The following is a 12,146-nucleotide window of genomic DNA, read 5'->3' as shown; positions in this document are numbered from 1 at the left end:
TTCCAATTCGGACACATCCTCTCAAAATAATTGTAAGGACTTAATTAAACTGTGTCCATGAAACTATACTAACTCCAAGTCTTATTCCGAAAGCGCGCCTCAAAGAGTGATGTTTACAACATTAATTTGACTAAACTAGTTCTGTCCAAAGGTTAGTTTTCTCTCCGATTATATAATCCTATTCGCTTTTAATTAGCTATGGTTTAACGATAAAAAATCTTGTAAACTCTGCTTATTTTGATTTAAATGAATTTTAAGTACCTCCCCGACACTTACGGTTTCATTCTCATATGAACCTTGAAGAGGTATCCGAATGCTCTCCATTTCCTTTGATTTCCCTGCAACCAACCCTTTGCCGATTGATAACAGGGCACGAGTGTCTACGTTTGTATCAATATACGGATCCGCTGCTCCAAGCAACTTTGGGATATTCGCTAAGTTATGTATGCTCACTGCCTGTTCCTTTAGCTTAAACATCACTTCCTGCTGCCTTTCCACTCTTCCAAAGTCACTTAAACGATCATGGCGAAAGCGCACATAGGCCAATAAATCATCGCCATACAGCACTTGCTTGCCGGGCTGAAGTGTTGTTCCAATTCCATAAGACATTTTATATGGTATATCTACTTCGATTCCATTAGGCGCCATTATATCTGCTAGTTTTGAAAACCCTTTGAAATCAATAACAGCATAGTAATGAACATCTACCTCAAAATTTTTTGCTATTGTTTTTCTGACTAATTCCGGACCTCCAAACGCGTAAGCAGCATTTATTTTCTGCATTCCATGCCCGGGAATATCTACATATGTGTCTCTCATAATGGAAGCAACCTTCATATTATGAGTATTTTGATTATAGTGGGCGATCATTAAGGTATCAGCGCGTGAATGCTCTTCACCCCTCGAATCACTTCCAACCAGTAAAATATTCATCTCACCAAATTGTGGTTCGCTGCCCTCGAACTCATCAAATGTTTTTTGATCTTCTTTGTAGCTTCCATCCTCTGCCTCAGATAACCCTTTCTGGTATTGGTAAATACAATAATCCATTACAAGCGCCAATAACAAAAAAATAAGCAGTAAAAGGTTTCTGATCCGTTTTCGTTTTCTTATAGCTTTTTTCTTTTTCTCCATTTCTTAAATCACCTATATTTATTTTCTTTGGTTTAGCTCCCTGTCTTTGTTGATAAGAGACTTAACGCAAGTTTTACTGAGATGGCATCATCTAAATATCCAATTGGAAAAATATAATCAGGGATTACATCCAAAGAGACAATAAAATACATCAGTACACTGCCCATAACAGCAAGGTCTGCAGAAGTCCCTTTTTTCAGTCTATAATGTTTAAACATTTGCTCTAACTCTCCGATAAAGGGGCCGCCACTGCCGACTTTCTTTATTTTTTCTTTAAAGCTCTTAAGAATAGTGTTTCTGGCTTCTTCACTCTGCAGCTCATGTTGATATTGTTTTAACTGCTGTTCTACACGTTCAATCGTAAATGTCCCATTATAGAGATTAGAGGTGGCAAGGATGCTTTGAATACTGTCGAGAGAAGCGTGAATGTCCGACTGATGGTCTTTTTTTGCTTCATTAATGGTATAACCAGCAGCGGTAAATAAGTCAGCACTTGGAATACCTAGACAATCAGATAATGTTTGTAAGTGTTCGGGTGTTGCTCTCCTTTTACCGCTTATGATGCGTGAAATGGTTGCAGTATCTATGCCAGTAATCTCACTGAGTTTTCTCATCGATAAAGAATGTTCTTTTAATAGCTGTTTTAATAGCACACCAAGTTCATTAGTTTTTAACTCATTTCCCACTTTAAAATCCCCCTTCAGACTTTAAAATACTTGGTCTTTTAAAATAAAACTCTACTGGACTATATTAAAGTGTTGACATTTTGTCAACAAAAAGCACTTCTCGTTTTCCAAAGACAACTATTTTTTCAAGTGTTTCAGTTGAGAAACTATTTCTTTTAACACAATGAAATCATTAGGAAATAAAAAATCTGTCTATAAGTTAAAAGCCCGGAAGAATATTCTTCCGGGCTTTTTAACATAGTTTTTATAAAGTGGTTATTTATTTTTGAAGCAGTTCATACTGACGCAGCACTTCCTGGGTAATCTCACTGTTTTCATTCAGTCCGCTCACCTGTTGAAGTACTGCAGCCACTCCATTCTCTTGAATCATTTCCTGCAGTTTTACTGCTTCTTCGTCTTCGTTGTAGTCAAACAGCAGGGCTGCTGCAATGGCTTTCGCTAAGTTTGTATAGGAAAGACCTGCTTTTTGAGCTTCAACAGCTGGACGAACCAGGCGGTCATCTGGACCAAGCTTGCGAATTGGAGAACGCCCTACTCTTGTTACACCATCATTTAAATAAGTATTTTTAAAACGGTCAATGATCTTGTGAATATACTGCTGGTGCTCTTCTTCATTTAAGCCGTATTGCTTGATTAAGTAAGCGCCGGTTTCATTCAACGTCGCCTGTACCTGCTTTTCAATGGCTTCATCTGCGAGTGTTTGATCGATCGTTGATTTGTTTTCAAGGTAACCAAGATACGCAATCACTGCGTGTCCTGTGTTTACGGTAAACAGCTTTCTTTCAATAAAAGGCGCAAGGTCTGCCACGATCTTCATGCCCTCGATCGCAGGAATATCTTCTGTTGTTTCCACTACCCACTCGTGATATGGTTCCACAAGAACGTCTAGTGACCCTTGGTTGTTTTGAATCGGTACAATACGGTCAACAGCAGAATTGAAGAAGAACACTCTGCCTTCTAAACGGCTTTTTGTCTCTTCATCCAGATTTTCCAGTATATATCCTTTTAATAAGTCCGTTGCTGAAATTTGGTTTTCGCAGGCAATGACATACAGCTTTTCATCGCTTGTCTTAACTCTTTCTGTAAGTCCCTTTGCAATTAACGGCGCAATACGAGGAAGAATCGTCGGTCCAATCGCCGTTGTTAAAAAGGCAGCATGCTGGATGGCAGCCACAACTTCCTCTTCCTGCTTCATGTTATTTAAGCCGGATACGTTCGTAATAGTCATCTCATCCTGCTGGTCTGTTGCCAGCTTTACACGATATTGTTGATCTTTGTTTAGGTGATCGATGGTTTGATCGGCAATATCAACAAACGTCACATGGTAGCCGGAATCGGAGAAAAGTGCTCCGATAAATCCACGCCCGATATTCCCTGCGCCAAAATGTACAACTGTTTTCATATTCATCATTCCTTTATCAAATTAGTGTGAAGGTAATCTAAAAAAATCGATTCCATCTTTGTACGGATCATTTCTTCATTCGAAGAGGAAAAAATCATAATTGCCTCGTTGCTTTCAATCAAGCTGGTACTCAGTAAACTGATGATTTCCTGCTCTTTCGCACTTAATTTTTCCGGGGCCAGCATCAGCAGCAAACTTTTCATATACATCTCATTTCCATCCATTCCTTTGATTAAACAAGGATGATGTAAATGCGCAATTTGAAAAATAAGTCCGTGAATATGTTCGTTTCTGCAGTGAAAGAGGCCCATTCCTGTGTTAGGAATACCAAGACCGCCCTTTCTTTCACGATCCTTCAACGCCTGGAATACAACAGGTGCATTAGATAAGAGCTTATCTTTCTCTGCTTTTTCTAACATTTCTTTTATCGTTTGGTCATAGTCCTGTGCCTGAGCGATAGGGTGTACGCGAAAATGTCCGATCAACGCTTCAATACTTTGCTGCGTATCTTTAAGTTCTTTAAGCAATTCTGTTAAAGGCCGTTCTGCTTTTACAGGTGAAGCGGCCTCTTTCGGCAGTGATTTTTTATACTTTTTGTTTTTGGTTAATTTTTCGACGTTTTTCCGTAGAAAATCCTTAATTGCCGTGATGTCTTCCGTGCTCAACAGCGGATTCACCAATATATATTCGGTATGCATAAGCGGCAGGCGGACGGTAGAAATAATGACATCAAATGTATGTACGTTCTGCTGCCCAATTTCTTTCAATGATTTAATTTCCACTGAATCAATCTCAATAATTTCTTTTTTGATTCGGCTTGCCAGCATTCTCGACGCACCAATCCCTGTTGGGCAAACGACGAGCGCTTTTAGGGCAATGTTTTCTTCCTGCATGACTAGCGCCGAACCGAAGTGAAGGACAATAAATGCAATTTCATCATCAGGAAACGGTTCAATTTCCTTGAACTCTTTTTCTACACTGTTTTTTACCGCCAAAAATAAAACCGGATATTTCCGCTTGATTTCCTCTGTTAATGGATTGAAAAGCCCCATTTGCTGCTTCAGGCGAAACAAAGCGGGTTCCATATGGGCAAGAAGGCCTTGAAACAAGGAAAAATCATGTGTTAAATCAACATGGAGCTGAGAGGATACATCTTGAATCACACGCTTAATCATTTGGCCCAAAACCACACTGTCATAAGGAACAGCCGCTGCTTCCTGCAGCTTGGATCCCTTTAAAACGGTGGTTAAATACTCGACATCTTCTTTCGTAAATGAAACAGAGAAGAATTCTTCGAGCTGTGCACATATCGCCATTACCTGGCTGTGTTCATCTGTTTCTTCGCTCAAAAGCGACTCCTCTTCCAGGTAAAAGCCCGCTTCTGTTCTTTGCATCGTAATGCCAATATGAACAATAAGCCCGATATAGTCACTGTCCGCCAAGCGGGAATAACGGTTATTCATTGTTTCATTCACCAGCCGGTCAATTGCACGCACATAATGCGGAAGGAAATAATGCAGGACTTTTTCCTGCTGATATTTTCCCTCTTCCAGTAAAAAGAGACTTTCAATCATTTCTTCATTAAAATCCATGAGAAAACAATGGGCTAGAGCTTTACGCTTGCTCTCTTCGCTTCCTTTCAGTTCTACCCCGACGCCTCGTTTCCGGCTCAGTTCAATGTGGAACGGCTGGAGCCACTCGGTCAGTTCATCTAAGTACACGGATAGTGTGGTGATGCTGACACCTAAATCGGATGCCAAAGCTTGAATCTTAAATGATTCTGCTTCCTCCATCAAGACTAAAAGCAGCAGCAGCTTTCTTTCCTTCGGTGTTTGATCCACTGGATGGCTGCCTGTTAAGTGCTGAATCAGCCGAAAGATTTGTTCATTTCTGCCTTCAATGATCAAGCCTTCATTTGTATTTCTTTGCAGATGGAGATCAAAGTGCTCTAGAATTTTTTCAACCGATTTTAAATCACGCTGAATGGTTCTCACACTTACACTTAAAGAAGAGGCAATGGAAAAAGCTGTATGCTTCCCTGATGTTTTAATGATAAGCTCAATGATTGCTTTTTCCCTCGAAGTAATAAACATGCTGCCACCTCCTTTTATCTTATTCCTTGAGAAAACAGGAAGTAGAAAAGCGCACGAAGCACTTTTCTACTGAATAAAAAGCTTATTCTTTTGAACCATTGAGAATAGCGATGATTTCTTTCGCTGTTTGAGCGTTCACCAGCTTTTCGATATTCTCCATTTCCGAGCATGTAACAGCGATGCCAGACAGGATTTCTAAATGCGTGCCATCCTTACCCGCAATACCAAAGATCAAGCGGACCAGGTTGCCGTCAAAATCAACGCCTTGAGGAACTTGAATAACCGTGAATCCAGATTTTAATACTTCTTTCTTCGCTTCTTCTGTTCCGTGCGGGATTGCCACATCATTGCCCATATAAGTAGATGTGATTTGGTCACGTTCAATCATGGCTTCAATGTAGTTTTCTTTCACATACCCTGCTTTAAACAAAGCATTACCCGCAAAACGAATCGCTTCATCTTTTGTTGAGAAAGATTGATTTAAGAACACATTTTCCTCTAACAATAAACCGTCTTCTGTTCGTCCATCGTTATTTGGAACGTTATCTTCCGCATCTTCCACAATTTCCTCTACAGGGTCTTGTCCGCCGTTTTGGAGACGGTCAATTAACTTTTCATACTCAGGGCTGGACAGGAAGTTGTCAACAGATACGTGGTATGCATCTGGGAGTTTGTTTTGTGCCCGCGGCGTTAATTCTTCCTGAGTAATGACAATTTGTGCATCCGCTGGCAGGTTGCTGATCGCTGTGTTTGTTACTGACACATTCAAGCCTGCTTCTTTTACTTTTTTACGGAGAAGCGAAGCACCCATCGCACTTGAACCCATTCCCGCATCACAAGCAAAAACGATTTTGTTTACGTTTTGCGGGAATTCTCCAGGGTTTGAAGCAAATACATCGGCAACAGAGCTTTTCTTCCCTTTCATTTCCTGCATTTTTTGAGCTGCATCTTCAATGTTTTCTTCTGTCTGCTTGCCTGTTTTCAACACAAACGAAGCAACGACAAAGGACACTACTGCTGCGACAAGCACAGCTGCAAAGTTTGCAGCAAATGCACTTGCATTATGTGGCGTTACAGCAGCAATCGCAAGGATACTGCCCGGTGAAGCCGGCGCAAACAAACCGCCGCCTAAAAGAACCAATGTGAACACACCGCTCATGCCTCCAAGAATGACCGCTAAAAACAGCAGTGGACGCATTAAGATGTATGGGAAGTAAATTTCATGAATACCTCCGAGGAAGTGAATAATTGCTGCTCCCGGAGCTGATTTTTTTGCAGTGCCTTTTCCAAAAATACAGTATGCAAGCAGAACGCCAAGTCCTGGTCCAGGATTGGATTCAAGCAAGAACAAAGCCGACTGGCCTGCTTGTTTTACTTGTTCAATCCCAATTGGTGATAATACACCGTGATTGATTGCGTTGTTTAAGAAAAGTACTTTTGCTGGTTCAATCAGGATACTTGTTAAAGGAAGCAATCCTGTTGCAATCAGCCAATCCACACCGTCTACCAGCCAGCTTGTTAAAGCTTTTACCGCTGGACCAACCGCTAGAAAAGCTAAAATCGCGAGCAGCCCGCCTAAAATTCCGGCAGAGAAGTTGTTTACAAGCATTTCAAAGCCAGATTTTACTTTTCCTTCAATCCATTGATCAAACTTCTTAATCACATATCCGCCAAGCGGACCCATTGCCATCGCACCGAGGAACATTGGAATATCCGTACCGGCAATAACCCCCATGGTAGCAATAGCGCCGACAACCGCTCCGCGCTGGTCATGAACGAGCTTACCTCCTGTGTACCCGATTAAAAGCGGGAGAAGGTACGTAACCATCGGGCTGACCATTTTGGCAAGGCTTTCATTTGGGAAAAACCCGGTAGGAATGAAAAGCGCCGTAATCAAGCCCCAGGCAATAAAAGCGGAAATGTTCGGCATAACCATTGAACTTAAAAAGTTACCAAACTTTTGAACAGCGACTTTTATATTAGATTGAGCCATTTATTTTTCTTCCTTTCAAATGGGATAACATACTTTCATCTTAAAGTACGTTTTTTCTTCATTCAATAAAGAAGAAAACTACCTTTGTCGTCACACAATCGACAAATTTAGCGTTTTGTTCACTGTTTACCGTTTTGTTTTGTGCCAATCACCTCACAACGTCTTCACATTAGTACAAAGGCAGCCGATATTCCGACCGTCACGGACCTTTAGCCTTTGCTTATAAAGGTTAAACGACGGTCTCTGGATGCCCGCCCTTTCTTTTCCGCAAATGAAAAACCACTCTCATTACGACAAGCAGTCCGACCATTTCACCGAGTGAAGCAGCAATCGCACCAGCACTGCCGTTTAAATGAGGCACAAATTGAACGAGTAAAAAGCTGCTGATGGTCACAGCGGCTAAATTATATACCTGCGGGGCGACCATACTTTTTGTGTTTTTATGCAGCATAAGAATGCCCCCAAAAAAGTCCACCCAGGGAAAAAGGAATGTTTTTAAAATAAAAAACTGCAGGACCGCCAGAGAAGACTCTGCCAGGGCCAGATTTGTGCCCATCACATTCATCATAAACCAGATGCCTGCCGGACTGTAGCAAAGGAAAGCTAGAAGCAAAGAAGGCACAATGCTGAACACAATGACACATTGGATAACAGCCCGTCTGTTTTCTTTGAAAAACTGCAAAACGATTTGATGGGTATACATAAAAAAACTAAGCACTAAATTTGTAATACTGAGGGCCATGGCAAAAGAAGCCATGCCTGTCTGGGCATCTTTAATATTACCAAGAAAAGCATAAATAACCGGAATGATTACCGTTTGAAAAGATAAGTAAAAAACAAGCGGCGTGTAAAATGCGTAAATGTCTCGTTTTTCTACAGCCGGCTCCCTTCTTTTCATTTCTCTTTTGACAATTCGATGGCCCCGCCAAACGCTAATGATGCATTCAATCGCCATACCGGTTAAAAAAATAATGGCTCCTACAATGCTGTGGTTCACATGGCCGGACCAAACAAAGTAATAAGCCACTAAAAACATGCCAAAAAGCCGGACCACGACGCCAATTGTCACCCATTTTGTTTCAAAATGATTAATGATAATTCCTTGATACAAACAGCGGAGGCCTGAAAAGAAAATCACAAAGGTAATGACCCTGAATGTAGAAGTGACAGACGCCAGCATCGTTTCATCCGTATTAAACAAATGCACAAATGTAAAATGGCCGAGCGGTGTGTAGCCTATCAAGGCGCACATGACAAAAATCAAAAGCGAAACTTGAATAAAAACGCTGCTTAAAAGCCGGAAAGAAGCTTCATTCTTTACAAGAGCAGAACAGGTCTGGCGAAATACCAGGACGGGCCGTTCTATAATTCCAAATAAAGAAAGAGCGATGGCATAGCTGGCAATGACCACTTCGGCGTGATCTGCCCTGCTTAATGTCCCATTGATGATTAAGTGGGTAATAGCCGTTAAGCTGGCCGAAAAACCGAGCGGAATAAAAAAAATGAGCATATTTGTAAAGGAATACGGACTGATGGCTTTTTCCATGTATAAACTCTCCTTCTTCGTTACTGTCTCAGCTTGCGTTTTACAATCCTTCACCCTAATGTTAACGTTAACATTTTTCGGCAGTACTTCTTGGCTCAACCTGCTATGTCAGCATACTTTTCGGCATATCATATTAATAACACTTTTAACGTCCCGCTCCCTCTTGTTCACGCTTACATTTTCCAAAAAAATAAATAAGAATAGACTTACCTTTCCGCCAAATACTGGTCTTTTCCACTATTTGAATGGGTACGATTATATCATTCCCGGCATCATTAAACAATTTGAATGCTTACAGCTGTTTAAAGCGAAATCAGTTCTTTTCGTTAAAAACCCGCCCATTCCATTCAAGAAAAACGCAAATGGTTACATAAGTTTCACATAATCCCGCAGAATAAATAAAAAAAATCAGTTCATTATACATACTCTTCGCACCCGCTGGCACGTTTAACGACTTGAAATGAGGTGAATGACCATGAAAAAAAGCGATTGTGACTTTTCTCCATTAAAATTGAAATTAATCCAGCAGCTTGAAGAAATTGTTTTTCATATGAAGGAAGGTATTGAGACCTTAAAAGCGGACGATGGGTGTGCTTTAAGCAAACTTGAAGCCATTAAAGACCAATTTGAAACGGTAGAAAGAATGGCAGCTTCTTTTTACTTAAACTGTTACCTGTCTCCTTTTACAGATAAGTATCTGGATATCTCCACCTGCATTCAGCACCTGTCTAATCAGCGGCATGGAGCGCTGATCGTGATCGAGCGTAAAGACGCGGTGGACCCTTTTATTCACACCGGAACGCTCATGCAGGCAGCCCTGACTCATTCATTGCTTGAATCTATTTTCTATCCTGGCAATCCACTTCATGATGGAGCGGTGGTGATTCGTGAGAACCAAATTTTTTCAGCAGCAAATACCCTGCCCCTATCCGCGCAAAACTGGTCCGGTAAAAAGTTAGGCACGCGGCACCGTGCAGCGATTGGACTAACAGAAAGATGTGACGCACTTGTACTTGTGGTGTCTGAGGAAACAGGCAAAGTATCGTTCGCCGTGGACGGAAAACTTCATCCAATCATGACAACCAGCTCTCCTTTATAAAAGGAAGAGCCTGCTTAATAAGCAGGCTCTTCTACGTTCCATTTCACAATAAGGCCTAGATGAGTAAGCCCTCCTCCAAATCCATACAGCAGCAATGTATCTCCAGCTTTCACTTTTGCTTCTTCCACTCCCCCGTTTAAAGCGAGCGGGATGGATGCAGCCGATGTATTTCCAAAGAGTTTCATGCTCGTTAATGTTTTTTCGAGCGGAAATCCTGATTTTTGGCAAATCGATTCTATCATGCGCATATTCGCACTGTGTGGGATAAACCAGTCGATATCCTCGGCACGGACATTTGATTTTCTAAGCAGTTCTTCTATGCCTTCAGGAAGCGTGCGGGTAGCCCACTTGTACACTTCACGGCCGTTTTGAACCATTTTGCCGCTTGTATTCAGCGCTTTTCCATGGATAGAATCTGCGAGCGCGGTCCGGTACAAATGGCCGCCGCCTTCTCCCATTGTACCCATGTGTACACCCCAAAAGCTTGGCTGATCCGGATTATACTCTACGAGTAAAGCACTGGCCCCGTCTCCAAACAGTATACAGGTTGTTCGGTCGGTAAAGTCTGTTACTTTGGACAATGTTTCCGTCGCTATAACCAATATTTTTTTGTGCACGCCGGATGTAACCATTGTATTAGCTAAATGCAGGGCATAAGTAAAGCCGGCACAAACGGCATTAATATCAAAAGCACCCGTTGCTGGAATGTGAAAGTGGTGCTGCACCTGGGCGGCAACACTCGGAAAAGCGTGATCCGCAGTTGAAGTCGCTACAATAATACCGTCAACGTCATGCAGCTCTTTTTTGTATCTTTCCACGAGGTTTTCAACAGCACGAAAAGCAAGCTGGGAAGCATATTCGTCTTTTCCAGCTATTCGTCTTTCTTTTATTCCGGTCCTCTGAAAAATCCATTCATCACTCGTATCTATCATTTTTTCAAGATCATCGTTGGTTAACTTTTCCTCGGGAACATACACACCGAGAGCCGTTATACGTGCTTTAGATCCATTCATCTCTTTGCACCTCGTTTACTTTTATATACGCCTATTATAACACCTAATTATAGCACCTGGTATTAAATTAAAAGGAAATTCTAAAGTAAGCGAGGCAGCTTTAAACTAATTAGAAATAAAAGGAGCTTGATGGATATACCGCTCCCCTTCCAGCTGGCTGACAAGAAAGCGGGCAATATCCTTGTTACCAATAGTCAGCCCCGGCATATCCGCGGCGTTTACCTTCACGGCAGCTGCTTTCTCACACTCTTTCACAAACGGAAGCCGGACAAGTGTCCAGTCGAGCTCTTTCGTTTGAAAAAGCAGATCTGCCTCTTTTTTCTTATCTTGCAGCATCTCTGTATAAACTGTCTCAAACAGTTTAGCGCCCGCTTTATTGAGCAGGCTTTTTTTATCATTTCTTAACGTCAGCGAACCGCCTGTTACGCCTATGTACCGATTGATTTGAAGCTCACTCATGATCTCAAGAATCTGTTTTGTTACATTGCTGTACAACGGCACTGCCTTCGGCGGCTGACCAAATGTATTGATGACCGCCTGACAGTCTTTTAACAGCGTTTGGATTGTATCCCTGTTTTCCACGGTTCCTTCCAATATGTCAATACTGCCGTTTTGCTCATTTATTTTCTGGGGATTTCTCACAAGCATACGGACGCTGTAGCCATGTCTCACAGCCTCACCTGCTATATGCCGCCCTACTATTCCAGTTCCGCCGATCAGCGCTATTGTACCTCTTTGACTCATATCCATGCCTCCATCTCTAATCTCAGAGCCCATTTTTTCAAGAAAACAAGGTTACTTATCTCTTCGGATAAGAAAGCAGCGCAATGGCTTCTTTTAACAGCGTAATATCGCTTACTATTTGTTCTTTTATTCTTTTATCCTCACAGCGTTCATAATCGCTCGTTAAGCGAGTCATTTCTTGAATAAACATGAACCAATCGCTGTTTGTACTCATGGCGATGGTACCGTCCATTTCTGCAGCCCGGCTATCATGATTCTATTGAATTTTAGATCCGCAGCTTTGCGTCCTAACCTTTCGATTAGTTTGCCTTTAATTATTTATAAATATATTTTATCCAAATCCCCCCAAAAAAACAGCAAAATCTTTGATCTTTTAAGATGGTTTCTCCTTGTATCTTTATGCTATTTTAAGCTAGTATCGCTGTTGTTTTTCTTT

General features: G+C 41.5%; 10 protein-coding genes and 1 riboswitch. Of the genes, 1 reads left to right on the top strand and 9 read right to left on the bottom strand.

The window, feature by feature from the left end; translation table 11 throughout:
• Positions 1-192 precede the first annotated feature (192 nt).
• The 6 genes from RG959_RS16415 to RG959_RS16390 all read right to left on the bottom strand — a co-directional run bounded on the left by RG959_RS16415 (position 193) and on the right by RG959_RS16390 (position 8,854).
• A complete protein-coding gene (locus RG959_RS16415) occupies positions 193-1,134 on the bottom strand; it encodes an LCP family protein (protein ID WP_342798035.1) in 942 nt (313 codons plus the stop codon).
• A 32-nt stretch (positions 1,135-1,166) separates the two neighbouring features.
• A complete protein-coding gene (locus RG959_RS16410; protein ID WP_342798034.1) occupies positions 1,167-1,820 on the bottom strand; it encodes a helix-turn-helix domain-containing protein in 654 nt (217 codons plus the stop codon).
• Between the two features lie 259 nt (positions 1,821-2,079).
• The gene (locus tag RG959_RS16405) at positions 2,080-3,222 is read right to left on the bottom strand and encodes a mannitol-1-phosphate 5-dehydrogenase (RefSeq protein WP_342798033.1); all 1,143 of its coding nucleotides are present in this window, start codon (positions 3,220-3,222) and stop codon (positions 2,080-2,082) included.
• A gap of 5 nt (positions 3,223-3,227) precedes the next feature.
• Complete coding sequence (locus RG959_RS16400; protein ID WP_342798032.1) at positions 3,228-5,315, bottom strand: BglG family transcription antiterminator; 2,088 nt, start codon at positions 5,313-5,315, stop codon at positions 3,228-3,230.
• A gap of 82 nt (positions 5,316-5,397) precedes the next feature.
• On the bottom strand, positions 5,398-7,308 hold the full coding sequence (locus tag RG959_RS16395) for a PTS mannitol transporter subunit IICBA (RefSeq protein ID WP_342798031.1): 1,911 nt from the start codon (positions 7,306-7,308) through the stop codon (positions 5,398-5,400).
• 229 nt (positions 7,309-7,537) lie between these two features.
• Positions 7,538-8,854: a multi antimicrobial extrusion protein MatE gene (locus tag RG959_RS16390; protein ID WP_342798030.1), complete on the bottom strand. Its 1,317-nt coding sequence runs from the start codon at positions 8,852-8,854 to the stop codon at positions 7,538-7,540.
• 475 nt (positions 8,855-9,329) lie between these two features.
• Here RG959_RS16390 and cdaS point away from each other — a divergent pair, with 475 nt between their 5' ends.
• Positions 9,330-9,953, top strand: coding sequence for a sporulation-specific diadenylate cyclase CdaS (cdaS, locus tag RG959_RS16385; RefSeq protein ID WP_315691278.1), 624 nt, complete (start codon positions 9,330-9,332; stop codon positions 9,951-9,953).
• 14 nt (positions 9,954-9,967) lie between these two features.
• On the opposite strand, the gene RG959_RS16380 is transcribed toward cdaS, so the two are convergent.
• From RG959_RS16380 to RG959_RS16370, 3 genes are all read right to left on the bottom strand, one after another.
• A complete protein-coding gene (locus RG959_RS16380; protein WP_342798029.1) occupies positions 9,968-10,966 on the bottom strand; it encodes a ketoacyl-ACP synthase III in 999 nt (332 codons plus the stop codon).
• 105 nt (positions 10,967-11,071) lie between these two features.
• Entirely contained in the window at positions 11,072-11,710 is a 639-nt protein-coding gene (locus tag RG959_RS16375) for an NAD(P)H-binding protein (protein ID WP_342798028.1), read from the bottom strand.
• A gap of 55 nt (positions 11,711-11,765) precedes the next feature.
• On the bottom strand, positions 11,766-11,942 hold the full coding sequence (locus RG959_RS16370; RefSeq protein WP_342798027.1) for a hypothetical protein: 177 nt from the start codon (positions 11,940-11,942) through the stop codon (positions 11,766-11,768).
• Positions 11,943-12,029: riboswitch (cyclic di-GMP riboswitch) on the bottom strand.
• Between the last annotated feature and the right edge of the window lie 117 nt (positions 12,030-12,146).

This window comes from Domibacillus sp. 8LH, from assembly GCF_038806185.1.
Lineage (GTDB): Bacteria > Bacillota > Bacilli > Bacillales > Domibacillaceae > Domibacillus > Domibacillus indicus_A.
This window is presented reverse-complemented; position numbering and strand designations above follow the sequence as displayed.

Coding starts and splice junctions, on each gene's coding strand:
- RG959_RS16415 (WP_342798035.1), bottom strand. CDS start 1,134: ATGGAGAAAAAGAAAAAAGCTATAAGAAAACGAAAACGGATCAGAAAC.
- RG959_RS16380 (WP_342798029.1), bottom strand. CDS start 10,966: ATGAATGGATCTAAAGCACGTATAACGGCTCTCGGTGTGTATGTTCCC.
- RG959_RS16400 (WP_342798032.1), bottom strand. CDS start 5,315: ATGTTTATTACTTCGAGGGAAAAAGCAATCATTGAGCTTATCATTAAA.
- cdaS (WP_315691278.1), top strand. CDS start 9,330: ATGAAAAAAAGCGATTGTGACTTTTCTCCATTAAAATTGAAATTAATC.
- RG959_RS16390 (WP_342798030.1), bottom strand. CDS start 8,854: ATGGAAAAAGCCATCAGTCCGTATTCCTTTACAAATATGCTCATTTTT.
- RG959_RS16405 (WP_342798033.1), bottom strand. CDS start 3,222: ATGAAAACAGTTGTACATTTTGGCGCAGGGAATATCGGGCGTGGATTT.
- RG959_RS16395 (WP_342798031.1), bottom strand. CDS start 7,308: ATGGCTCAATCTAATATAAAAGTCGCTGTTCAAAAGTTTGGTAACTTT.
- RG959_RS16370 (WP_342798027.1), bottom strand. CDS start 11,942: ATGGACGGTACCATCGCCATGAGTACAAACAGCGATTGGTTCATGTTT.
- RG959_RS16375 (WP_342798028.1), bottom strand. CDS start 11,710: ATGAGTCAAAGAGGTACAATAGCGCTGATCGGCGGAACTGGAATAGTA.